Genomic DNA, 23,817 nt, shown 5'->3' on the forward strand with positions numbered 1-23,817 from the left:
AGATAGGGCTGAACAGAAAAGCAACGCGAAATGCCTTATCAGCAATAGCATAAACCAAGGTTTTATAAACAAAGATGAGCAAGCCTTCAATCACTTGGATAGACCCTCATATTCACTTCTTTGCCTTAAACGAAGGGCACTATGGTTGGCTGAAACCAGCCAATGCCCCCTTTTGGCCAGATAAAAAAGCGATTGCAAAACATACTACAGAGCACATGCTCTATTGCGCGTCGTTAGGGCAGTTAGGCGGTTTTGTTCACATTGAAGCGGGTTACGATAACGAAAGACCCTGGCGTGAAATTGCGTTCTTGGAGCGTCATTGTACGCTGCCATTCCGTTCGGTTGGGTGTATCGATTTAACGGGAAATAATGTTGGCAGTCATATCGACAAGCTAAAGCGGTACCAGTCAATAGGTGGGCTTCGTCACATATTAGATGACGATGCTAAAGTACTTTTACGCACCCCTAAGGTTAAATGGGGAGTTCATCATATGGCGTCGCAAGGCTTGTCTTTTGAAGCGCAGTTAAATCTTGCAGATAGCAATGCTGTGCATGCGCTGCTAACGGTACTAGAACAAACACCCTCGCTAAAAGTGGCTATAAACCATGCCGCAATAGCGCCAATTGATGTAAATAGCTTTGCGTTTAAAACATGGCGGCAGAATATTCGCGACTTGAATGAAACGCAGCAAGTTGTGTTTAAGTTCTCAGGATTAGAAATGCAAGATCGCCGTTGGCTGTGGCAGCGTGCGTCTTATATTTTTGAAACCTTGCTGGACACCGTTGGCACAGATCACATGATGTTTGCCAGCAATTTTCCGCTGTGTCAGTGGCGAATGCCGTATGCCGCGCTTTGGCATGGGTTCATTGATATGACAACGCCGCTTTCTGTAACTCAAAAAGCGGCGCTGCTGTACGAAAATGCGAAGCGATGGTACGACATCGCATAAAGCTAGCTTACTTAAGCTGCTGAACTAGCCTAGGGTTTATTGCCTTCAATAAACCCGTTGGGTTTCAGCTTTATTTAAGCTCAGTTACCGTCATGTGCGGCGAGCGATAAACCACCTCATCGTTTAGATCGATACCAATTCCCGGTGTGTCAGGCGCTTCAATGAAGCCGTTTACTGGCTGAGGATCTTGAATGCAAAGTTCACGGTTCCAGTCTTTAATAGCGTAGGTATGGTGCTCGTGAATTAAGAAGTTTGGAATGGCCGTTTCTAGATGCAGGCTTGCCGCTGTCGCTACAGGGCCTCCGCAAACGTGAGCCTGAATACGTACATCGTAAATGTCGGCATAGTCACACACCTTTTTCGCTTCGGTGAAACCACCACAAAGGCCAACGTCAGGCTGAAGTACATCAATAGATTGGTCTTCAAGGTAAGGGCGTACATCCCAGCGGTGGTACAAGCGTTCACCGCCCGCAATAGGCACATTCACGTTCTTCGCTACTTTGTCGTGAAGCTTCGAGTTAAGGTAATTCACTGGCTCTTCGTAATATAGACAGCCAATTTCTTCAACGATGTCACCCAGCTGGATAGCCGTTGATGCACCTAATAAGCTGTGACATTCAAAGATGATGTCGCCATTTTCGCCCATTGTGTCTCTAATTGCCTGAAGACGGGCTTTGAAAAGTTTAAGCTCGGGCTTAGTGAATAGTTTGGTTCTGTCGAAATGGGTGTTGCCATCTTTATCGTAAACGATGGGGTCAACTTTAACCGCATCGTAACCATCTTTAAGTGCTTTTTCAGTGGCGCGAGCATAGTCAGCGGGGTCGTTAAGCTTGGTTACTTCTTTGTCCCAATCAAACTGTAGCTGGCTAGCGTAGCTACGGAGCTTGCCATTAGTTTTGCCACCCAGTAATTCGTAAACCGGTAAGCCAAGCGCTTTGCCTTTAATGTCCCAAAGTGCAGTATCAATAGCGCTCATCGCAGCATAAATAACCGGGCCGCCGCCTAATCCCCAAAAGCCTTCGCGCAGCATTCTCGACCACAGCAGTTCAGTGTGAAAAGGATTAAAGCCAATCAGCATGGCTTCGGCAATTTCTTTAATCATGTGTGCTGCGGCGCTGTGACCCCAATCATAAGCCAGTCCTGCTTCGCCCACACCGGTAATACCTTCGTCGGTGTAAACGCGTACGAAAACCGGGTTCCACTGAGGGCGCTTAGGGCATTCGATATCAAAAATTTCTACTTTGGTGACTTTCATAATGTATAAACAATTCCTGTTTGAAATAAGTTGGCGTTTAGCTGGCTAAGCTAAATTATTCGCAGAAGCCCGGGTCTAGTTTGTAAGCTTTGCGAAGCATGGCAGGCCATGCTTTTTGGCCGCCTGTTTCGCCGCTGTGAACCACATTAGCCTGTGCGTATATGCCATCAATAATGCTTTGCGGTATCTCGATAACCTCTTCATTAGACTGCATCAGGGCAAGCTGAATTTCGCACGCACGCTGCAAATCGTAAAAGCGCATAAAGGCGTCGCCAACGGTGGGACCAAGGGTTAGACCGCCGTGATTAGGCAAAAGCATGTGATTAGTGTCGCCAAGGTCGTCCTGCAAACGTTTCTTTTCACTATCATCAACGGCTAAACCTTCGTAGCTGTGATAAGAAAGTGAAGGTAGCGAAAACATTGAATACTGGCTCCAGGGCTTAAGCCCGCCTTTGACAGATGCGACTGAGATTGTGGCTAGTGTATGCAGGTGAATAACGCATTGGGCATCGTGGCGCACTTCGTGGATAGCACTGTGAATGGTGAAGCCAGCGGGGTTTATGCCGTAAGGTGTATCGTCAAGGATGTTACCCTCTAAATCGACCTTAACCAGGTTAGAGGCGGTAACCTCGTCAAACGTCAGGCCAAAGGCGTTAACCAAGTAATGATCAGTGCCCGGTACCTTAGCTGAGATATGCGTGTAAATAAGGTCGCCCCATCGCATATCTGCCACTAACCGATAGCATGCTGCTAAATCGACACGAGTTTGCCATTCTTGTTCAGATACTTTGCCTTTAAGGCTTAAGGTTGGCAGTGAAAACAAGCCACTTCTCCTATTCTTTTCATGGTGACAATTTACCAATACCCGCAACAATGAACAATGCTTTGTCAGTGCTGCGTTATATCGAATTGGGTGTAGCCATCGCGCAAGGGAATAAGATCGTCAGCGAAACGCATTGCGTCGTGGTCAAGGGTAAAGGGGTCGGCTTTAACGAGTTTTTTTATCTCTAATTTGGCCCAAGGAGGCGCATCGAAGGCGTCTGGAAGGGTCTCAATACCAGCATCTAAATCACAACCAAATATAGCCAATCCATTAGGTGTGGTGGATAAATATTGGGTAACTTCAACATTGAACCCAGTTTCTTCCCACGTTTCTCTGTGTGCAGTACAGGCGACCGACTCATGTTCAAGCAACCCTCCACCAGGAAAATCCAATTTACCTGAAAGACGGTGTTCTACTAACAGTACCTTGTTATTTGTTTTGACTAGGCACGCGGCAGCAATCAAAGGGGCTGGACTGTTTTCTCCAACTTGGTTTTGTTGAGATAAAAGCCTATCGGAAACGCGACAAACCGGCGCGTTGGGTGAAGACTGTGAACATGCGAAAAGCGTTAAAACAGCGAATATAGCTGATAAGCGAAATAAGATGGCCATCGATTTGGGTAAAATACTCTAGAAGCTGTTTGTGATTGTTTTAAAAATAATCAATATTAAATGACAGACTCTACGCAAAAATAAAAATAACACAACTAATACCAGTCCGCGTAGATCATTACCCACTCAGCGAGATTTAAAATGTTCGGAATCGCGGCGTGTTACCGCAGGTGTAGTGGCTCTACATCAAGGTGACACAACAAAGAGTACGGACATTTTAAACTCGCCCTTCGGGAAGGTCTGGCATGCTTCCTAGCTTCATTCTGGGAATTTGAAAGGGAACACCATTCCTGCCTTCCCACGCTTCGCTAGGAAACTTGCCAGCGCCTTCTGAGAGGGCAATGATCTATGCGGATTGGTATAAAAATAATAACGCAGTACACAATCTTAACGTATAGCGGCGCTTGCGAAGAATCGTAAGCGGATTTTGTGTACTTGAGTATCCTAAACGTTTTGAAAAATACGTGATGGGATACTTTTTTACCTATAGGAAAGGTTATGTCTTCACGATTATCTTTATCGCCTTTGTTGCTTGGCGTAGTACTACTTGCAGGTGTTGTAGTGTATTTGAATATGCCCGAAGAAGAGAGCGCGAGTAATAGTAGCGTGCGGGCGACGCCGGTAAAAACAGCCTTGGTATCATCACAGGCATTCCCCATTACTATTGAGTCATTAGGTACTGCTACCGCCAACGAGTCGGTGAATATTACCGCACAAGTCACCGATACCGTAAAAACGATTAATTTTGAAGACGGCGATAAAGCCACCGAAGGCGAGTTACTGGTTCAGCTAAACAATACGGAAGAACGCGCCAGGGTAGAGGAACTTAAGGCGAATATTGATGAGGCCAAACGCCAGTTCACGCGAATTTCTGACTTGCGTCAGTCAAACGCTACCTCTGAACAACTTCTTGACGAGCAGCAAGCACGGGTTAAAGCCTTACAAGCTCAGCTAGATATTGCGCTAGCTCAGCTAAACGACTTGCAGATACGCGCGCCATTTAGCGGACTACTAGGTAATCGCGAAATCAGTATCGGCTCTTTGGTGCAACCTGGTGACACTATCACTACTTTAGATGACATCAGTCTAATTAAGGTCGATTTCAGTATCGCTGAAAACCATCTTGCAAGCGTGGCTAAAGGGCAGGCATTAAGTGCATCCTCGGTGGCTTACCCCGGAGAAGAGTTTACAGGGAAAATCTCTAACATTGACACGCGACTCGACCCGATTAGCCGCTCTATTCGGGTACGTGCGACGATAGACAACCAAGATAATCGTCTACGCCCAGGTATGCTGCTTACCGTAATTGTTGAAAAGCGCGTGCTGAATACTTTGGTATTGCCGGAAAAGGCGCTGGTTCCCGTTCAAGACAAGCAGTATGTGTATGTCGTTAAAGATAACGTTGCACATCAAACTGAAGTGGTAATTGGTGAGCGTCGTCCCGGGCTGGTACAAATTGTTAGTGGGTTAAACGAAGGCGATGAGGTCATTACCGAAGGCACGCTTCGGGTACGCGACCAATCTCCGGTTAATGTGTTAAACCGCTAAGGGAGCATATCGTCATGTTATTGTCAGACGTTTCTGTAAAGCGCCCTGTTTTCGCAACGGTTATTAATTTACTGCTGATCATTTTCGGTATTGTCGCTTTTACCATGTTGAGTTTGCGTGAATACCCTGATATCGACCCACCGATTGTCTCGGTGAGTACGACCTACACAGGGGCATCGGCTAATATTGTTGAGACTCGGATCACCCAGCTATTGGAAGATAGAATATCGGGTATTGAGGGGATAAAAAACGTTACCTCGACCTCTCGTAATGGTCGTTCAGACATTACCATTGAATTTAAGCTCTCTCGTGACATTGATGCTGCCGCGAATGACGTGCGCGAGCGAGTAAGTCGCGCACTCAATAACTTGCCTGACCAAGCTGATCCTCCAGAGGTGTCTAAAGCAAATTCCGATGAAAGTGCCGTGGTATGGTACAACTTGCGAAGCACAAACCTAAATACCATGGAGCTAACTGACTACGCCGAGCGCGTATTAGTGGATAGGCTTTCAATTGTCGATGGTGTCGCCCGAGTTCAAATTGGGGGAGGCAGGCGCTATGCCATGAAAGTGTTCTTAGACCGCAATGCAATGGCGGCAAGAGGTATTACGGTAAACGATGTAGAGCAAGTCATTCGCGCCGAGAATGTGGAATTGCCGGCAGGGGAAGTGGAAAGTACTGACCGTAACTTTGAAGTACGGGTTGCGCGAACCTTTCTTACACCTGACGACTTTGCCGCGCTGACAGTTGCGATAGGCGACAACGGCTATCTTGTGCGGCTTGGCGAAATAGCCCATGTTGAGTTAACCGCCGAAGATGACGAAACCGAGTTTCGTGGTGATGGCGTCAATATGATTGGACTCGGTATTATTAAGCAGTCCAAAGCCAACACCTTAGACGTTGCCCGTGCAGCGAAAGCGCAAATTGAAAGAATAGAAGCCACCCTTCCTGATAATATTTTTATTGTACCCAGCTATGATTCGTCGGTATTTATTGAGGCGTCGATTGATGAAGTATATGAGACTTTAGGTATAGCGATGCTAATGGTGGTGATCGTTATTTACCTTTTCCTAGGTAATATTCGCGCCACGTTGATTCCGGCAGTGACCGTACCCGTCTCTATTATTGCCGCTTTTATCGTGATGTATGCACTGGGGTTTTCGATCAACCTTCTTACCCTGCTTGCTATGGTGCTAGCCATCGGTTTGGTGGTGGATGACGCCATAGTTGTGCTTGAGAACATCTACCGACGCATAGAAATGGGCGAACCCCCTATTTTGGCCGCCTACCGCGGCGCTAAAGAAGTTGGGTTTGCAGTTATTGCAACAACGCTGGTGCTTATCTCTGTGTTTGTACCGTTGGTTTTCCTTGAGGGCAACATTGGAAGGCTATTTACGGAGTTCGCATTGGCCATAGCTGCTGCGGTAGCGTTTTCAAGCTTTACCGCACTTACGTTGTCGCCCATGATGGCCTCGAAAATTCTTAAAAAAAGAACGCGGTCGTCTGGCTTTGGAAGTTGGATGGACAAGCAGTTCTCTAAACTTGAGAACGGCTACTTCAATACGCTAGGTAAAACGTTGCATCAGCCTATTTTGATGCTGCTTATGCTTGCTATTGCTATCGTTGCATTGGTACAGCTTTCTGAAAAAGTGCCTAGCGAGTTCGTTCCCAAAGAAGACAGAGGCAATTTCTTCATTTTGATGAACGCGCAGGAAGGGGCTAGTTTCGAAAGTAACGCAAAGAATCTCGAAAAAATTGAGAGTATCTTAATGCCTTACCGCGAGAGTGGGAAAATTAATCGCCTTTTGGTTAGAACACCTGGTTTCGGCGGTAATGCGGGTATCGCAATTGTGGGGTCTGCAGACTGGGATGAGCGAGATTTCAGTACATTTTCGCTCATGGATGAAATCAGCGCCAAACTTAACAGCGTGCCTGACGTTCGTGCTTTTGCCATCATGCGCAGCGGGATTTCTGGAGGAGGCCTCGGCCGTCCTGTTCAGTTCGTCTTACAAGGCGATACCTACGAAAATCTGGTTGAATGGCGAGACATTGTTCTACAAAAGGCAGCGCAGAACCCAAGGCTCATTCGACTAGACTCCGATTATAAAGAAACCTCACCACAGCTATTGGTGAATATTAACCGCGACAGGGCCGCTGATCTTGGGGTATCAATTAGTGATATTGGCGGCACACTGGAAGTGATGCTGGGTCAGCGTAGGGTGTCAACATTCCTTGATAGGGGCGAAGAATACGATGTCATCATGGAAGGTATAGAGGAAGATTTTCGAAGCCCTAACAGCATAGAAAATTTGTACGTGCGCTCATCCCGCACTGGCGAGCTCATTCCTATGGATAATTTACTCACGTTTGAAGAGCAAGCCACGTCAGCACAGTTAAATCGCTACAACAGAATGCGTGCTGTCACTATTTCTGCCAACTTGGCGGACGGTTATACGCTAGGGCAGGCACTTGAATATTTAGAAAACATTGTAAGTACAGAACTGCCTGACAATGTATCAATAGATTACAAAGGCGAGTCACAGCTGTATCAGGAAGCGGGTAATTCATTTGTATATGTATTTATGCTGGCACTCGCTGTCACTTACTTAATATTGGCTGCGCAATTTGAAAGCTGGGTGCACCCGCTAGTCATCATGCTGACCGTGCCGCTGGCGCTTGTTGGAGCCTATATCGGGCTATTCTTTAGCGATATGACGATCAATATATACAGTCAAATTGGTTTGGTTATGCTAATTGGACTTGCCGCAAAAAACGGTATTCTTATTGTCGAGTTTGCAAACCAACTACGGGATGCCGGTATGGAGTTTGAATATGCGCTTAAACGCGCAGCCGCGCAGCGCCTACGTCCTATCGTAATGACGGGCTTCACTACGGTATTTAGCTCCTTACCACTTGTACTCGCGTCTGGACCAGGAGCAGAAAGCAGAATGGTTATAGGCATGGTCATTTTCTCTGGTGTTCTCGTTTCTGCCTTCATGACACTTTATGTTGTTCCCACCGCTTATAGCTGGCTGGCAAGAAACACCGGTTCTCCACTTCAACGAACAATGGAGATAGAGAAGCTGGAGCAGTCGATCCCTTATAAAAAAGGCGAATCGTAACCATTATAGCGGGGTAAAGCCCGCTTAGCCTTTATTTTCGTTAATACACGCTCAACAAGGGCTGATTAAAAAAATATACAGGAAGGGGCTATAAGGGTTATCTTTCCGTATGTTTTTACATACGTAAATATCAGCGCTTATCACTAAGTGTTTTGTGGTGAAACCCCTTAACTTACTGAAAAAGATAAAATAATTTTCTTTTCACTGCTCTCATCATAAATTCTTATTTGTGGTCATAATGCATAAAGGAATGTATTAGACATTTGTATAGTTGCTTAACTTACAACTTCTTCTACACTTCACGCCAAAATCAAACGCTTGTATAAGTCATTAATTTTTAAATGCTAAAATTTTCACGCTCAAATTGGCGAATATGGCAATTGTGACCAATACTTACCCCGTTGTATGAGTATGAGCACACACGCACATGTTTGTCTCAAGCCGTTTAAAAGCTCCACTTTCCGTGCAAACGGGTTAGCAAGAAAGTTAAAAGCGAAGAGCAAGCATTCAACAGACTCTAGAGGACATATCATGAAGAAATGGATACTTGCAGCAGGATTGTGCTGTAACGTAGCTTTTGCCGATGTAGCAGTTATTGTTCATCCAAGTAACGCTGACACCCTCGACAAAGATAGTATTAGCCGTTTATTTCTAAATAAAGCAAAGGCGTTTCCAAGTGGTACGCAAGCCGAGCCAGTTGCGTTAGCTGAAGGCCAATCTGCCACTGATGAATTTAACGGCAAGGTATTAAACAAAACCGCAGCACAATTAACCGCGTTTTGGTCAAAACTAGTATTTACCGGTAAAGGTCAACCACCAAAAGCTCTGGGTAGCGATGCAGAAGTTGTATCTGCTGTAGCCGGAAACCCTGGCGCAATTGGTTACGTCGACGCTGGCGCTGTTAACGACAGCGTACGAGTAGTCGCTACCTTTTAACTGACCGTTTATACAAAGAATTTAAGGAACACGCATGAAAACCAAACTTGCTATCTTATCTATGGCTGGCCTGTTAGCTACTCCGGCACTGGCTGATATTCAAATCAACGGCTTTGCAAACCTTATTGGTGGTATGACACTAGACGATGACGAGTCAGTATACGATTACGACAGCGACTTTAACTTCGACCCTGCAAGTGTATTTGGCCTTCAGGTTCGTGGTGATGTTAGCGATAAGCTCTCTGCGACCGCCCAGCTGGTTGGTCGTGGTAGCGAAGATTACGACGCCGATTTTGAATGGGCGTACATGACCTATATGTTGAACAACAACTTCAACATCAGTGCAGGCCGTCTTCGCATGCCTTTATTTAAGTATTCTGCTTCATTAGATATCGGTTACTCGTATCACTGGCTTACACCACCAGATGCTGTATACGGCATTGACTTCAACAACATTGACGGTGTTCGTGTTGACTACATGAACTACTCAGGTGACTGGGAATATGGTGCACAGTTTACCGTTGGTCGTACTGAGGCTGATACCACCATTTCAGGAACACCTGCTGCGTTAGAATTGGAAAACGTGGTCGCTGTTTCATTTGAAGCAACACGAGATTGGTTCAGTGCGCGTACTTTGCTTGCACGTGCTAAAACAAGTGCTGCGAATGCTGACTTTGACACATTTGTTGGTGGTTTAAATCAATATGGTGCCTTTATTCCTGCGGCGTCTTTAGCCGCTGAAGGCCTGAGTGTTAACGAAGATACAGGTACCTTCTTTGAAGTGGCTGTTGATATCGATAAGTACGATTGGTTTGTGGGTGCAGAATTTACCCAAACAGAAGTTGATGGCTCTGTTATTGCCGATAATAAAGCATGGTACGTTACGGCGGGTATGCGCTTTGGCAAGTTTACACCACATATTACTTACGAAGTTGAAGAAGCGGATAATGGTACTCAGCTAGGTTTAATTGCTGCATTACCAGCTACGATTGCGACAGGCGATGCCGTGGTAGATGCTACGTGGAACGGCGCAAATGGCTCGTCGGGTATTTACCAAACTGCGGCAGGTATTGCTGCTCAACAGGAGCTAGACGTGTCTGCAGTTACTGTTGGTCTTCGTTACGACGTTGAGCCAGGTTTTGCACTTAAAACTGACGTGACTTGGTATTCAGATGATCTAAACGATCTAAATGATGCAACACTGCTTAAAGTAGGCGTAAACTATACGTTCTAACTACTCGTTATGGCCTTGCATTTTGGTGCGAGGCCATAATTTCATTAAAGATTTTAGCTAATGGGTAGATAAATTAGATATGATGTTTTTTCAGGTGAAACTGAAACGTAGTTAAGCAATTATAAAAAACAGTGGGATAGCTGATGAACTTTCTAAAAAAAATGCCAATTGCGACAAAGATTTTCCTCATTCCGGGGATCGCAGCGCTAAGTTTTATTATTTACTTGCTTATCACTGTCTATACCGCACTCAATAATGGTGCAACGCTAGAAAAAGTTCAGAAAGTTCAATTTCCTGCCCTTCAACTATCAGCATCGACCTTGGTTGATATGCAAAAGGTTCGCGATACCCTTGCGAGCGCAGTGACCACTGGTGATGAAGACACCCTTACTATGGCGCAAGAGCTCGCCGAAGAAGCAAAAAGCGGCTTAAACCACATTGCTTCTATTAGCCCTGAGTTTCGTAGTGAGATTTCCCGCATCTCCTCAGGCTTTGATAATTATTTCGATGTTGCCTACGACGTATCACAGTCTATGGTCAAAGGCACTGCCGACTTCAGTCGTTTAGGCGAACTCTCAGCCCAAATGAATCAGTCTTACGATGGTGCCATCGCTGCGATGTCTCAATTTCGTGATGCTCAACAGGCGGCATTTGAAGAAGCATTTAAAAACACAGACAGTGCCAATACCTCGCTAATTAGTACAGGCGTCATTTTAGCCGTGGTTGTGACTATATTGTTGTTTGGGACCGCGGTACCTATTGTTCGCGGCATTAAGCAAAGTATTGATGACGTGGTTCGTTCCCTGAAAGATATTGCTCAAGAAAACGGTGACCTAACGGTTCGTATAGAAACCAAAAGCGAAGATGAAATTGGCGAATTGGTGTATTGGTTCAACCAATTCATGGACAAACTGCAAGGCGTAGTGCGTGATGTGGTAGAAGCGAGTTTACCGCTATCAAACCTAGCGCAGAACTTACGCGGTGTAACGGAAGAAACTCAGCGCACTATTGATGTACAGCAAAAGTCCGCAACCAATGCTAAGCGTGCGGTAGATACGATGAGTGGCTCTGTTGACGGTGTTGCACATAGCGCAGCGCAGGCGGCAAGCGACGCTAACAAAGCGACAACAGCGGCCAGTGAAGGACGTCAAATCGTACAGCAAACCGTTACCAGTATTCAGCAGCTTGCTGAGAACGTACGCGAAACCGCTGACGTTATAGCCCGTTTAGAGTCTGATTCTAATAAAGTTGGCTCGGTGCTGGATGTGATAAAAGGTATTGCAGAGCAAACCAACCTGTTAGCACTAAATGCCGCCATTGAAGCCGCAAGAGCGGGTGAGCAGGGTAGAGGCTTTGCGGTAGTCGCAGATGAAGTGAGAACGCTAGCATCGCGCACACAGCAGTCTACGGAAGAAATTCAAAGTACTATTGAACAGCTTCAAAATGCTGCTCACTCAGCGGTAGAGGTAATGTCTCGTGGTACCGAACAAGCAACTAGCAGTGTAGAGACGGCTAATAAAGCGGGAAGCAGTCTAGAAACCATTACCAGTACTATTGGGCGCATCAACCAAATGAACGAGCAAATTGCGCACAATACCGAAGACCAGCGCACTGTAGCGGTTGACATAGTTCGTCACGTTGATGAAATTCATGAGCGTACCGAGCAAACAGCGAGCCGTTCAGGTGAATTAGGCAGCATGTGTAATGAGCTTGCTGACCTGGCGCAGCACCTTGAGTCAATTGCGAAGCAATTTAGAGTATAACACCTTATCAAATGCTATTTAGGGCCTCCGCAAGGAGGCTTTTTTGTAGGCGCCAATTACATTTCAAAAGTCATTGTTACTAGCGTTAAGCGGAATTAGGATAAAACGAAGGCATAAAAAAATCCCCAGCCAAGGCTGGGGATTTTTAGTCAAAGCAATGCTTTTTCTATTCGTCTAAGAAGCTGCGTAGCTGCTCAGAACGGCTAGGGTGGCGAAGTTTGCGAAGTGCTTTCGCTTCAATTTGACGAATACGCTCACGGGTTACGTCAAACTGCTTGCCTACTTCTTCAAGGGTGTGGTCAGTATTCATGTCGATACCGAAGCGCATACGAAGTACTTTTGCTTCACGGGCTGTTAGGCCTGCTAATACTTCCTGCGTTGCATCTTTCAAGCTACCGCCAGTTGCTGAGTCGAGGGGCTGAATAATCGTGCTGTCCTCGATAAAGTCGCCAAGATGTGAATCTTCATCATCACCGATAGGGGTTTCCATCGAGATTGGCTCTTTAGCAATTTTAAGTACCTTACGAATTTTGTCTTCAGGCATTAGCATGCGCTCTGACAACTCTTCAGGAGTAGGCTCACGACCCATTTCCTGAAGCATTTGACGAGAGATACGGTTAAGCTTGTTGATCGTCTCAATCATGTGAACAGGGATACGGATAGTACGCGCCTGGTCAGCAATAGAGCGAGTAATCGCCTGACGAATCCACCAGGTTGCATAAGTTGAGAACTTATAACCACGACGGTATTCGAACTTATCCACCGCCTTCATTAGACCAATGTTACCTTCTTGAATAAGGTCTAGGAATTGAAGACCGCGGTTGGTGTACTTCTTAGCAATTGAGATAACAAGACGTAAGTTAGCTTCAACCATTTCTTTCTTCGCGCGGCGTGCTTTCGCTTCACCGATTGACATGCGACGGTTGATGTCTTTGATATCTGCGATCACCAAGCCAGTTTCCTGTTCAACTTGGTTCATCTTGCTAATACAGCGCTCAATTTCTTCCTGATTTACAGCAAGGTCAGCGGCGTATGGTGCACCTGATTTAACTGCTTCATGTAACCATGCATTAGACGTTTCGTTGCCCGCAAATGCTTTGATGAAATCTTTCTTCGGCATTTTTGCGTTAACCACGCAGAACTTCATTACTAGACGCTCTTGAATACGCACTTTGTCCATCATCTCACGCATGTTCTTAACCATGCGATCGAACTGTTTTGGAACTAGGCGGAATTCTTTGAAAACATCGCTTAATGCATTGATTTGCGTGCGAGAGTCAGCATGAGCACGGCCTTTCTTCTCGATAACTTCACGAGTTTTAAGGTATTGCTCACGAAGCTCAGTGAAACGCTCGCGGGCTAACTCTGGGTCAACACCGCTATCGTCTTCGTCGCTATCGTCATCATCTTCATCGTCGTCTTCATCATCTAACTCTTCTTCAGATAATTCAGAACCAACGTGAGTAGCCGTTGGAGCAAGGTCTTGCTCATCGTTAGGATCAACAAAGCCAGAGATGATGTCGCTCAAGCGAATTTCTTCTGCTTCGTAAAGATCCCACTGGTCTAATAGATAAGTGATAGCTTCTGGGTATTCAGCAACTGAACATTGTACCTGGTTGATACCATCTTCAATTCGTTTAGCGATTTCAATTTCGCCTTCACGAGTAAGAAGTTCAACCGTACCCATTTCACGCATGTACATGCGAACTGGGTCAGTCGTACGGCCAATTTCACTTTCTACAGTAGCTAGTGCCTGAGCTGCCGCTTCTGCAGCATCTTCATCAGCATTCGCTTCTTGCATGAGAAGTTCGTCTGCATCAGGAGCTGATTCAGAAACTTGAATTCCCATGTCGTTAATCATGCGGATTATGTCTTCGATTTGATCAGAATCGACAATATCTTGCGGCAGGTGGTCGTTTACTTCTGCAAAGGTTAAGTAACCTTGCTCTTTACCTTTTGCAATCAGGAGTTTAATCTGAGACTGCTTGCTTTGCGCCATATAACCTACACTTCTCACATTCAATTAGTTTGCAATAGAAAAGACAACATACGTCTAGGTATGTTCCCCGTTCTGCTGTAGTACTGCTTTTGTATCAAGGCCGTTAATGCTCGATGCCACGCTGGTCTAAACCATTATGTTGCGATGCACATCTGCTCGGGTTCGGATCTGCCCGTTATGTTCGGCTATATCTTTGCTACTCGTGCTGCTGTATTTTTGTTCACTTTATAGTGAATGAGACACGTTTATCTGTGCCCACAGCGAATTAGCCAGTATAGCAGAATAAACGGTGGTTTTACCAGATTGATGGCCGATTTTTTAGCCAGTGTTTTTAAGCTATAAAACAGCGCGTATTCCAGACAGCGCGTATTTTAGCTAAACTAATCTTGTTAACTTAATCTCACCAACATAAGTGTTTAAAAAAGCCTTGTGCAAAAGCCTACAGAAGAACAGGCTAACCTCTAGGTCAGTTTGCCCAAGGTTAACTCTTCTGCCTTTCCCTCATAAGCAGGTTCAATTCCTGTTTTTCCGCCTGTGTCAGCGGCTGAACCCGCGAGCGTGAAATTAAGGTTTCAATGCGGCTATCGAAATGCCCGTCCAGTAAGCGAGCGAAGCTGTCGTTGTAAACCCGTTCAGCATCCTCGTCTTTAACCAAGTGTTCTTGTAACAATAATTTCGCGATAGTAGAAGAATGGGGATGGTCGCGGAAATTTTCAACAAGCTGCGCGGTTTTTGCTTGAGGGTGACTCACGCAATAGCGATGCACATCGCGTAATAAATCCATGCCAGCAGCGTTGCTGCCCGCAAAAATATCAATTTGAACGTCTTCACATAGTGTGGCTAATTCAGGTTTATCAAGCAGCAAGCGTATCAGCATGCGAAGCGGTGATAGTTTAGGCTTGTTTACTTGATTGCGATTCGGAGAATAAGCTTGCTTCGAACCTTGATTGGCTTTGGTGATATCTTGCTGAAGTTTAAACCGATCGAACTCGCCAGTGTGCTTGGCTAGTTCTTCCAGCAGCATTTGCTTTTGATCATCACCTAATGTGCTTTCGATAAGCGGCATTGCCGCTTTCTTAAGGGCAATTTTACCTTCTGGCGTGCCCACATTGTGCGTCTTTAATAAGTTTTCAAAGAAGAAGCGGGATAACGGCATAGCGTCATCTAGCATTTCCATAAACGCATCTTTCCCCACCTGACGCACCATCGTGTCAGGATCCTCGCCGTCGGGTAAGAATAAAAACGAAATACGCACGCCGTCTTTTAACGCGGGCAGGGCGTTTTCTAACGCGCGCCATGCAGCTTCACGCCCTGCGCGGTCACCGTCATAACAGCATACAATGTGAGACGTAGCGCGAACCAGCATTTGAATATGTTCAGGTGTGGTAGCTGTACCTAGCGCAGCAGTAGCAATATTAATGTCGAATTGACTGAGCGCCACTACGTCCATATAGCCTTCTACAATAACGACGGTATCCAGGCTACGATTTTTTTGTCTGGCAGAATAAAAGCCAAAGAGCTCACTGCCTTTGTGGAAAATGCGGGTTTCTGGCGAGTTTAAGTATTTAGGGCCGCCGTCATCTAATACTCGGCCGCCGAAACCCACCACACGACCCCGTTTGTCCCTGATAGGAAACATAATGCGGTCGCGGAAGAAGTCGTAGGTACGCCCTTGGTCGTTTTTATTGACCAGTTTTAAGTCGACCAGTTGCTTGATGCGCTGTGGATCTTTGCCAAAGGTATTTAGCAACGCGTCCCAACTGTCTGGCGCGTAGCCAATTTCCCATTGCTTAACGATATCGCCGCTTAATCCACGGTTTTTCAAGTAGTCGATGGCTTTTTTGCTATTACCATTTTGGCGTAACTGATGCTGGAAAAAGCGTGCAACTTGCTCCATGACTGCGTAATCGTCTTGCTGTTGCTGCTTTTTCTCTTCGCTCATGGCAGGGCGACTGCCCTTTTCACGGGGGACTTCAAGCCCGTGATAACGGGCTAGTTCTTCAATCGCCTCGACAAATTCTAAGCGGTCGAATTCCATAATAAACGAGATAGCGTTACCGTGAGCGCCACAGCCGAAACAGTGGTAAAACTGTTTGTCTTGACTAACAGTGAAAGATGGCGACTTTTCGTTATGAAAAGGGCAGCACGCTTGGTAGTTTTTACCTGCTTTTTTAAGTTTAACTCGGCTATCTACCACTTCTACCACATCGGTACGTGACAGCAGGTCGTCTATAAAATCGCGAGGTATCTTTCCAGCCATGAGGGTACTTTCAAAAAGGGTTAGTTAAAAAAGATCTAGTTCAAAAAGAATGAGAAAAGCACAAGTCGTAACTGCGCTTCAAGCGACAGGCTACAACATTATGAAAACAGTAATCTACTTTAACAGGGAAGTGTAAAAATGAGAACAATGAAGGTGTGACAATGCACACCTTCTACACACTTCTCTTTTACGAAAGGTCAGAGTTTAAGCGTTCAAGCGCGCCTTAATTTTTGCACTCAAAGCACCCATGTCGGTGCGGCCTTGAACCTTAGGTTTCAAGGCGCCCATGACTTTACCCATATCCTGCATACCCGATGCTCCGGTCGCAGCCATGGTTTCGTCGATAAGTGCATTTAGCTCATCGTCAGTCAAAGGCTGAGGTAAGAAATCTTCAATGTAAGTGATTTCTTCACGCTCTTTGCTAGCTAGGTCGTCGCGGTTTGCTGCGTCATATTGTGCAGCCGCGTCTTGGCGCTGCTTAACCATTTTGGTCAGTACCGCTAAGATTGCGCTGTCGTCTAGCGTAATTTGTTCATCGATTTCTTTTTGTTTAATGGCAGCCATTGCCATGCGAATAGTACCAAGACGTACTTTTTCTTTTGCACGCATCGCATCTTTTTGCGCTGCTTTTAAATCATCAATTAGTGCCATGATGTTTCCTGATTTTTTATTAGTAGATTGAGCTTATATCAATCCGCATAGATCATTGCCCACTCAGAAGATAATGATCTATGCGGACTGGTATTATTAAGCCCCAGGTTGAAAATCAAATGCAACCATTTGAAAAGGAAAAAATGGAGTCGATAAGAATAAGGCCAAAAAATAGAGGCCCAGAAACGCGAAAGGTGCTGCAATTGCAACACCTTTCAGACTCGTTACTTAACCCTATATTAGTAGAGTTTTACGCGACGTGCGTTTTCACGAGCTAGCTTCTTAAGATGACGCTTCTTGGCGGCAGCTTTCTTGCGCTTGCGTTCCCAAGTTGGCTTTTCGAAGAATTCACGACGACGAACTTCAGAAAGAACACCTGCTTTTTCACAAGAACGCTTAAAACGACGCAGCGCCACATCAAACGGCTCGTTTTCTCTAACTTTAACGATAGGCATTAAACACTCACCTCAAAACTTTTACTGTGTAAATCCGGGTAAAATTGTGCGCTAAAAAGGCCACCCGGGTTAAAAATGGTGCGAAATTCTAATCATATCTACAGAGAAAGTAAAGGATGAATTGCCAAAAAATAGCCAATATTGTGCATTTACCGTTCATTTACCTGTTCACTGGCATTCCATGAATGCAGGATTAAAGGTAAACTCTGCGCTCGTTAAGCACCGTGTTGTTTAACTCGGCTTGTATAAGCGCCCTTTTCAGAATGTTTTCTAGCTCAATTCCCTTTTGAAAAATGGTGATCAAAAGTGTGGAATCAGATGATCCTGACTAGGGTAGTGTTATGATCGCGGCGGGATCATAAAGATGATCGCATCAGATCGCCAGAATTATTTTCTCAGTTTTTGATATTTGCTTAGTCATTATGGCTCTCAACAATTGTGTGAACACGTGTTGTGATAAAAAGACGACAGCAAATCCAAAAACGAAGCATTGAAGTTAGTAGTAAAAGGGTTACTCCCCATGCGTATTTTAGGAATAGAAACATCTTGTGACGAAACTGGCATCGCCGTTTACGACGATGAAAAAGGGTTGCTGTCGCACGAACTATATAGCCAAGTAAAGCTGCACGCAGACTACGGTGGTGTTGTGCCTGAACTTGCGTCACGGGACCACGTGAGAAAGATCATTCCTTTAATTGAAAAGGCTATGGAAGACGCTAACACCCAACCATCAGAGATCGACGGCGTTGCTTTTACCCAAGGCCCCGGTTTAGTGGGCGCATTGTTAGTGGGTTCGTCTGTCGGGCGTTCATTGGCCTACGCGTGGAATGTGCCAGCAGTGGGCGTTCATCATATGGAAGGGCATTTATTAGCGCCTATGCTTGAAGACGACGCTCCTGAATTTCCTTTCGTTGCTTTATTGGTTTCAGGTGGCCACTCAATGCTAGTTAAAGTCGAAGGCATTGGTCAATATGAAGTACTTGGTGAGTCTATTGATGATGCCGCTGGTGAAGCCTTTGATAAAACCGCCAAGTTACTTGGCCTTGATTATCCAGGCGGCCCTCTTTTAGCAAGATTGGCTGAAAAGGGAGAAGCGGGACACTATAAGTTTCCTCGCCCGATGACCGACAGACCAGGACTAGATTTCAGTTTCAGTGGTTTAAAGACCTTTGCGGCGAACACCATTCGCGATGCTGACCTAACCGGTGGTGATGCTGAGCAAATAAAAGCGAATATTGCCTACGCGTTTCAAGAAGCCGTCGTTGATACGCTTATTATAAAATGTAAGCGAGCATTAAAGCAGACTGGTATGAAGCGTTTGGTTATTGCTGGCGGCGTAAGTGCAAATACAATGTTGCGCAGTGAGATGAAAGCCCTGATGCAAGAGCTAAAAGGTGAGGTGTTTTATCCTAGCTTAGCGTATTGTACAGACAATGGTGCCATGATTGCCTATGCGGGCATGCAGCGTTTGAAAGCTGGGGAAACCTTGGCCTTGTCTTCACAAGCCAAGCCGCGCTGGCCTCTTGATACTTTATCGGCGATTTAGGTATTCATAAAAAACCGGTAATTAGGCGCCACACCTCGTTGTAAACGCTACTATGTCTTTCCTAAGTTCACTGGGGAAATATTGAGCATAGCAAGCAGGTAAAACAAAAAAGCATAAATAAAAGGCAATGGGAGCGCATTCCATTGCCTTTTGTTTTACTGAAATGAACATTGAGTAAGGACGTTAAACACCATGCGCTTAGCAACAGACGGAACAAAACAAAATGCACCGCTATTCTATTTAGCATTGTCGTTATTTATTTCGCTTACCTTTGCAGCGCTCACCGCGTCCAATGCATTTGCATCAAGCAAAGCAGCCTTGAATGACTCTGTAAAAGGCCCGAAGCAAGAGCAGCAAGATCAGTATGTCGTGCTCATTTCTCTTGATGGATTTCGACACGACTATATAGAGTTACACAATGCGGAGCAACTTGGCGCCATTGCAAAGCAGGGGGTAAGAGCCTCGTCTATGACCCCTGTTTATCCGTCGAATACCTTTCCCAACCATATTTCTTTGATCACTGGGCTGCTTCCTAAACATCACGGCATCGTGAATAACCGTTTTTATGATAAATCCCGCCCTACAAAAGAGGGTTATGCAAAATATCAACTAGGTTATGGCGGCATGGACAGCACGTGGATTACGGCAACGCCGCTATGGAACTTAGTGGAATATCATGGCATGAAGGCAGCTACCTTCTTCTGGCCAGAGTCTGATTCACGCATATCAGGTACCTTGCCTAGCTACTTCTATCACTACTCTAAATACGCCGATTACCAGCAGCGGGTAGATCAAATTATAACTTGGTTGAAACTGCCTGAGGTGTCGCGCCCTCGCTTTATTGCGGGTTATTTCTCGCTTACCGATTCGGTTGGACATGATGAAGGACCTTTTGCCGACAAAACCAATGATGCGGTGCAGGAAGTGGATGCGCTTATTGGTCAACTTTATGAACGCATTAATGCATTAGATTTGCCGGTAAACTTGGTGGTGGTGTCAGACCACGGCATGACACCCATTGATGAAAGTCAGCTTATAGAAGTTGAGTCTTTATCTATACCTGATAGCTTCATTATTGAAAATGAAGGAGCGCAAGTTCATCTTTACGCCAAAGTGGGCGTGAACGATAAACAAATCACCGAAGAAACAGAACGTCTTACCCATATAGCCGAAAACCGTTACATTGTGCTTAACGATACCCAGCGCGCTGAGCGACATATGGAAGCGGGAAATAGAACCGGCGATATCATTATTGAGATAGCCCCGCCAGCACGCTTTAAAAACGCCAACAGCATGCATGTTAGTAAAGGTGGGCATGGCTACATGAACACGCTGCCTGATATGGGGGCGACGTTTGTTGCAGTGGGACCTGCGTTTAAAACGAATACCACCCTACCTGTGTTTAGCAATCTGGAGGTTTATCCTGCGTTGGCCAAAATACTTGGCATTGCACCGGTTACGCCGATAGACGGTAAGCTAGATATGCTGGAAAAGGCGCTTACTCTTTAACTTTTCCCTTATCCCATACTTTACTTTCATTGCCCGCTAGAAGTCGGGCAATGTTGTCTTTGTGGCGTAGAATGATAAGCAGCGAAAGCATTGCCACGGGCACGGTATATAAAGGCTTTATCAAAAATGTAAATAACGGCGCAAGAGATACTGCGATAAGCGCGCCCAATGAAGAATAGCCCGTAAGAAACACCACTACTACCCAGCTTAGAATAAGCAAACCTGCTAAATCGAGCCCTATTGGCAGCATAGCGCCAAACGCAGTAGCGACGGCTTTACCACCTTTGAAACCAAAATAGAGCGGAAAGATATGCCCCAAGCACGCGAAAATAGCAATGACGCCTAACATAATTGGCTCTATACCCAGAAAGTAACTGCCGTAAACGGGAATAGTGCCTTTTAGTATATCCATGACAAGCACGAGGAGCGCTGGAACACGACCGCCCAGTCGATATACATTGGTAGCACCTGGGTTTTTAGAGCCGGCGGTTCGTGGGTCTGGTAAACCAAACAGCTGGCTTATAACCACAGCACTTGAAAGTGAACCGAAAAGATAGGCAACAGCGATCATCAAAAGAGTTAGCGAAATCATTTTGTCATTCTAATTATTAAAAATATTGCCTTTTATTACGTTAAATTTGGTGTGTGCAAGTTCAATGGGCTTTAGTCGCATTAAATTGTGAAACCTTGGTTGCCCCCAGTTGTCATACAGCGGTATAGTTGTGCCACACATGCGTAAAGCTACTCCATCCAAACGCGATATACCACCGTTTACCAGCAATATGTGGTTGAAAGCGCAGTAGTAAGACCAGTATTGGAGCCGGAAAGTAGGGCAATAAACTGGTTTGATAACAGACAAGATGAAATTCCATGGGAAAAATTTATATAACAGGGCTTGAAGTAGACACCCTGATTGGTGTTTATGATTGGGAGCGAGAAAGAACCACCCAGCTACTTCTTGATGTAACACTTGATGTTGATTTAAGCGCGGCGATGCAAAGCGACGATGTTGCAGACACTGTAGACTATGCAAAAGTGGCAGAGTGTATTGTAGAAGTAGGCAAAGAAAGCACATTTGAGCTACTTGAAGCTCTAGGTAATAAAGTGATGGACGCCGTTCTTGATAATTTCACCGTTGCGTCAATAACGCTTAAAATTGTTAAGCCTAATATCCTTCCCAATGCGCAAACGGTTGCTGTTGAAATGCGTAAAGAGCGCAATTAATGTCACAACACACCATCTTAATCAGCATTGGCTCTAATATTGAACGTGAGCATTACACTAGGCAATCTTTAGTTGCGTTAAAACAACACTTCTCAGATGTTTCAGTGTCTTCGGTCTACGAGAGCGAAGCGGTGGGCTTCAATGGAAGCCCTTTTTATAACGCCGCTGCCCGAGCGACGACATCAAAAAGTATAGAAGAGGTATGCGCAATTCTTAAAGCCATTGAAAAAGACAATGGCAGGGTGCATACAGACAAAAAATTCTGTGCCAGAACCCTTGATCTCGACTTGCTTACCTATGATAGTAAGGTGACCACAACCCCTGTGGTTTTACCTCGCGAAGAGATTTGCTACAACGCGTTTGTGCTTTGGCCGTTAGCTGAACTTGTTCCCAACGACATTCACCCTGAAACGCAAGAAACCTATGCCAAAATGTGGCAAAACTTTGATAAACAGAAACAGCAATTATGGCCAATTGACTTTACTTGGAGTTAAGCAAAGGAATGACACTTTTCGAAATCATTATTTTAGCAATTATTCAAGGCGTGACTGAATTTCTTCCTATCAGTAGTTCTGGACACTTGTTGTTGCCCGCTGAACTTTTGGGTTGGGTAAGTCAAGGTTTGGCGTTTGACGTCGCCGTTCATGTGGGAAGCCTACTTGCGGTTATGATCTATTTTCGTCAAGAAATCGCTCAGATGACCGTAGCTTGGGTAACACAAGGGTTTAGCAAGCAACAATCTACCGACAGTAAGCTTGCTTGGTACGTTATTGTGGCAACTATTCCAGCGGTTATTATTGGCTTTTTAATGAAAGGCTGGATAGAAGAAAACGCACGTACGGCGTTGGTAATAGCGGGTACCACCATTATTTTTGGTTTGCTTTTATGGTATGCCGATTCGACAGCAAAGCGGGAACAAGAGCTTGAAGGGTTGACGCTAAAGCAAGCCATTTATATCGGCTTGGCCCAGGTGCTAGCGTTAATTCCGGGGACATCTCGCTCAGGTATTACGATGACCGCAGGTTTGATGTTAGGCCTTAAACGCGAAGCCTGTGCACGCTTTTCATTCTTACTGTCTATACCTGTCATCTTAGGTGCAGGGCTGTTAGCTACCTTAGATTTACTTAAGGCAAATGAAGCCGTGGACTGGTATGCATTGCTGTATGGCGCGGCATTTTCATTTGTCAGTGCCTACCTTTGTATCTATTTGTTCCTAAGCTGGATATCGCGTATCGGCATGCTGCCCTTTGTTATTTATCGCTTAGCGTTGGGCGTAATACTACTGTGGTTTGTTTTCGCTTAAGTAAAGAAAAAAGGGCGTTATTCTTCGTATGAGGTTTTTCTTTTTATGAGGGCGGTATTCGCATGAGAATGTGCTCTAGCGCCGCACAATAGCACTTAATTTTTAATTATGTTCGCTGGCAAATGTTTTAACACCGCTAACATAATTGGTAATCACCTAATTGGTAAGGGAAGTGAGATATGGCAGAAACAATATTTGATAAAATCATCAGCAAGGAAATTCCAGCGGACATATTGTACGAAGATGAATTGGCGCTGGCGTTTAAAGATATAAACCCTCAGGCACCGACTCACTTTCTGGTTATTCCGAAAAAGCAAATTGCAACGGTGAATGATATAGCCGAAGAAGATCGCGAAGTGGTGGGGCACTTGTCATTTGTTGCAGCAAAAATTGCAAAGGAGCAAGGGTTTGCTGACCAAGGCTTTCGTACGGTAATGAACTGTAATGAATACGGTGGTCAAACGGTATATCACATTCACCTTCACGTGTTGGCAGGCAAACCGCTAGGCTGGCCTCCGTATACTGAAAATATGAAGCAACACCTAGAGTAGCGTGGAAAGATAGGGATACAAAAATGCCGCCCTAGATAGTTATCTCAGGGCGGCATTTTTATTTAATGAGTACAGTA

At 45.3% G+C, this 23,817-nt stretch carries 20 protein-coding genes; 12 read left to right on the plus strand and 8 right to left on the minus strand.

What is annotated here, in order from left to right:
- Positions 1-74 precede the first annotated feature (74 nt).
- Positions 75-950 (plus strand): amidohydrolase, encoded by an 876-nt coding sequence (locus tag NO989_RS02420; protein WP_039224502.1) that lies wholly within the window; start codon positions 75-77, stop codon positions 948-950.
- A 70-nt stretch (positions 951-1,020) separates the two neighbouring features.
- On the opposite strand, the gene NO989_RS02425 is transcribed toward NO989_RS02420, so the two are convergent.
- The 3 genes from NO989_RS02425 to NO989_RS02435 form a co-directional block, all read right to left on the minus strand.
- On the minus strand, positions 1,021-2,205 hold the full coding sequence (locus NO989_RS02425; RefSeq protein WP_371341995.1) for a mandelate racemase/muconate lactonizing enzyme family protein: 1,185 nt from the start codon (positions 2,203-2,205) through the stop codon (positions 1,021-1,023).
- A 55-nt stretch (positions 2,206-2,260) separates the two neighbouring features.
- Positions 2,261-3,028: a class II aldolase/adducin family protein gene (locus NO989_RS02430; RefSeq protein WP_014948258.1), complete on the minus strand. Its 768-nt coding sequence runs from the start codon at positions 3,026-3,028 to the stop codon at positions 2,261-2,263.
- A gap of 65 nt (positions 3,029-3,093) precedes the next feature.
- Complete coding sequence (locus NO989_RS02435) at positions 3,094-3,639, minus strand: NUDIX hydrolase (protein WP_278344413.1); 546 nt, start codon at positions 3,637-3,639, stop codon at positions 3,094-3,096.
- 498 nt (positions 3,640-4,137) lie between these two features.
- On the opposite strand from NO989_RS02435, the gene NO989_RS02440 reads away from it, so the two are divergent.
- From NO989_RS02440 to NO989_RS02460, 5 genes are all read left to right on the plus strand, one after another.
- Positions 4,138-5,187, plus strand: a complete 1,050-nt coding sequence (locus NO989_RS02440; protein ID WP_014975679.1) for an efflux RND transporter periplasmic adaptor subunit — start codon at positions 4,138-4,140, stop codon at positions 5,185-5,187.
- 14 nt (positions 5,188-5,201) lie between these two features.
- Positions 5,202-8,309 carry an efflux RND transporter permease subunit gene (locus NO989_RS02445; RefSeq protein WP_014978315.1) on the plus strand — a complete coding sequence of 1,036 codons (3,108 nt, stop codon included), beginning with the start codon at positions 5,202-5,204 and terminating at the stop codon, positions 8,307-8,309.
- Between the two features lie 531 nt (positions 8,310-8,840).
- A complete protein-coding gene (locus NO989_RS02450; protein WP_039224509.1) occupies positions 8,841-9,245 on the plus strand; it encodes a phosphate ABC transporter substrate-binding protein in 405 nt (134 codons plus the stop codon).
- Between the two features lie 34 nt (positions 9,246-9,279).
- Entirely contained in the window at positions 9,280-10,479 is a 1,200-nt protein-coding gene (locus NO989_RS02455) for a topoisomerase IV (protein WP_168533563.1), read from the plus strand.
- Between the two features lie 143 nt (positions 10,480-10,622).
- Complete coding sequence (locus NO989_RS02460) at positions 10,623-12,242, plus strand: methyl-accepting chemotaxis protein (RefSeq protein ID WP_168533565.1); 1,620 nt, start codon at positions 10,623-10,625, stop codon at positions 12,240-12,242.
- Between the two features lie 166 nt (positions 12,243-12,408).
- Here NO989_RS02460 and rpoD read toward each other — a convergent pair whose 3' ends face one another.
- The 4 genes from rpoD to rpsU form a co-directional block, all read right to left on the minus strand.
- Positions 12,409-14,241 (minus strand): RNA polymerase sigma factor RpoD, encoded by a 1,833-nt coding sequence (rpoD, locus tag NO989_RS02465; RefSeq protein WP_014948265.1) that lies wholly within the window; start codon positions 14,239-14,241, stop codon positions 12,409-12,411.
- 481 nt (positions 14,242-14,722) lie between these two features.
- Positions 14,723-16,501, minus strand: coding sequence for a DNA primase (gene dnaG, locus NO989_RS02470; protein WP_049587032.1), 1,779 nt, complete (start codon positions 16,499-16,501; stop codon positions 14,723-14,725).
- A gap of 204 nt (positions 16,502-16,705) precedes the next feature.
- On the minus strand, positions 16,706-17,152 hold the full coding sequence (locus NO989_RS02475; protein ID WP_012517256.1) for a GatB/YqeY domain-containing protein: 447 nt from the start codon (positions 17,150-17,152) through the stop codon (positions 16,706-16,708).
- Between the two features lie 239 nt (positions 17,153-17,391).
- On the minus strand, positions 17,392-17,607 hold the full coding sequence (rpsU, locus tag NO989_RS02480; protein ID WP_012517258.1) for a 30S ribosomal protein S21: 216 nt from the start codon (positions 17,605-17,607) through the stop codon (positions 17,392-17,394).
- Between the two features lie 520 nt (positions 17,608-18,127).
- Here rpsU and tsaD point away from each other — a divergent pair.
- Together tsaD and NO989_RS02490 are read left to right on the plus strand one after the other, a co-directional pair.
- Complete coding sequence (tsaD, locus tag NO989_RS02485; RefSeq protein WP_039224515.1) at positions 18,128-19,153, plus strand: tRNA (adenosine(37)-N6)-threonylcarbamoyltransferase complex transferase subunit TsaD; 1,026 nt, start codon at positions 18,128-18,130, stop codon at positions 19,151-19,153.
- A 192-nt stretch (positions 19,154-19,345) separates the two neighbouring features.
- The gene (locus tag NO989_RS02490; RefSeq protein ID WP_278343793.1) at positions 19,346-20,662 is read left to right on the plus strand and encodes an ectonucleotide pyrophosphatase/phosphodiesterase; all 1,317 of its coding nucleotides are present in this window, start codon (positions 19,346-19,348) and stop codon (positions 20,660-20,662) included.
- Here the strand turns inward: NO989_RS02490 and plsY are convergent.
- A complete protein-coding gene (gene plsY, locus NO989_RS02495) occupies positions 20,652-21,254 on the minus strand; it encodes a glycerol-3-phosphate 1-O-acyltransferase PlsY (protein WP_014948270.1) in 603 nt (200 codons plus the stop codon). The two genes, NO989_RS02490 and plsY, sit on opposite strands and share 11 nt — an antisense overlap.
- 278 nt (positions 21,255-21,532) lie before the next feature.
- On the opposite strand from plsY, the gene folB reads away from it, so the two are divergent.
- From folB to NO989_RS02515, 4 genes are all read left to right on the plus strand, one after another.
- Positions 21,533-21,886, plus strand: a complete 354-nt coding sequence (gene folB, locus NO989_RS02500; protein WP_278343792.1) for a dihydroneopterin aldolase — start codon at positions 21,533-21,535, stop codon at positions 21,884-21,886.
- Entirely contained in the window at positions 21,886-22,380 is a 495-nt protein-coding gene (gene folK, locus NO989_RS02505; protein ID WP_278343791.1) for a 2-amino-4-hydroxy-6-hydroxymethyldihydropteridine diphosphokinase, read from the plus strand. Before folB ends, folK begins: the two co-directional genes overlap by 1 nt.
- Positions 22,381-22,388: 8 nt before the next feature.
- Positions 22,389-23,189: an undecaprenyl-diphosphate phosphatase gene (locus NO989_RS02510; RefSeq protein WP_278343790.1), complete on the plus strand. Its 801-nt coding sequence runs from the start codon at positions 22,389-22,391 to the stop codon at positions 23,187-23,189.
- Positions 23,190-23,368: 179 nt separating this feature from the next.
- Complete coding sequence (locus NO989_RS02515) at positions 23,369-23,740, plus strand: histidine triad nucleotide-binding protein (RefSeq protein ID WP_278343789.1); 372 nt, start codon at positions 23,369-23,371, stop codon at positions 23,738-23,740.
- Positions 23,741-23,817: the final 77 nt, after the last annotated feature.

It is taken from the genome of Alteromonas sp. DY56-G5 (assembly GCF_041414725.1).
GTDB classification, from domain to species: domain Bacteria; phylum Pseudomonadota; class Gammaproteobacteria; order Enterobacterales; family Alteromonadaceae; genus Alteromonas; species Alteromonas macleodii.

Coding starts and splice junctions, on each gene's coding strand:
- NO989_RS02420 (WP_039224502.1), top strand. CDS start 75: ATGAGCAAGCCTTCAATCACTTGGATAGACCCTCATATTCACTTCTTT.
- NO989_RS02425 (WP_371341995.1), bottom strand. CDS start 2,205: ATGAAAGTCACCAAAGTAGAAATTTTTGATATCGAATGCCCTAAGCGC.
- NO989_RS02435 (WP_278344413.1), bottom strand. CDS start 3,639: ATGGCCATCTTATTTCGCTTATCAGCTATATTCGCTGTTTTAACGCTT.
- NO989_RS02440 (WP_014975679.1), top strand. CDS start 4,138: ATGTCTTCACGATTATCTTTATCGCCTTTGTTGCTTGGCGTAGTACTA.
- NO989_RS02445 (WP_014978315.1), top strand. CDS start 5,202: ATGTTATTGTCAGACGTTTCTGTAAAGCGCCCTGTTTTCGCAACGGTT.
- NO989_RS02450 (WP_039224509.1), top strand. CDS start 8,841: ATGAAGAAATGGATACTTGCAGCAGGATTGTGCTGTAACGTAGCTTTT.
- NO989_RS02455 (WP_168533563.1), top strand. CDS start 9,280: ATGAAAACCAAACTTGCTATCTTATCTATGGCTGGCCTGTTAGCTACT.
- NO989_RS02460 (WP_168533565.1), top strand. CDS start 10,623: ATGAACTTTCTAAAAAAAATGCCAATTGCGACAAAGATTTTCCTCATT.
- rpoD (WP_014948265.1), bottom strand. CDS start 14,241: ATGGCGCAAAGCAAGCAGTCTCAGATTAAACTCCTGATTGCAAAAGGT.
- dnaG (WP_049587032.1), bottom strand. CDS start 16,501: ATGGCTGGAAAGATACCTCGCGATTTTATAGACGACCTGCTGTCACGT.
- NO989_RS02475 (WP_012517256.1), bottom strand. CDS start 17,152: ATGGCACTAATTGATGATTTAAAAGCAGCGCAAAAAGATGCGATGCGT.
- rpsU (WP_012517258.1), bottom strand. CDS start 17,607: ATGCCTATCGTTAAAGTTAGAGAAAACGAGCCGTTTGATGTGGCGCTG.
- tsaD (WP_039224515.1), top strand. CDS start 18,128: ATGCGTATTTTAGGAATAGAAACATCTTGTGACGAAACTGGCATCGCC.
- NO989_RS02490 (WP_278343793.1), top strand. CDS start 19,346: ATGCGCTTAGCAACAGACGGAACAAAACAAAATGCACCGCTATTCTAT.
- plsY (WP_014948270.1), bottom strand. CDS start 21,254: ATGATTTCGCTAACTCTTTTGATGATCGCTGTTGCCTATCTTTTCGGT.
- folB (WP_278343792.1), top strand. CDS start 21,533: ATGGGAAAAATTTATATAACAGGGCTTGAAGTAGACACCCTGATTGGT.
- folK (WP_278343791.1), top strand. CDS start 21,886: ATGTCACAACACACCATCTTAATCAGCATTGGCTCTAATATTGAACGT.
- NO989_RS02510 (WP_278343790.1), top strand. CDS start 22,389: ATGACACTTTTCGAAATCATTATTTTAGCAATTATTCAAGGCGTGACT.
- NO989_RS02515 (WP_278343789.1), top strand. CDS start 23,369: ATGGCAGAAACAATATTTGATAAAATCATCAGCAAGGAAATTCCAGCG.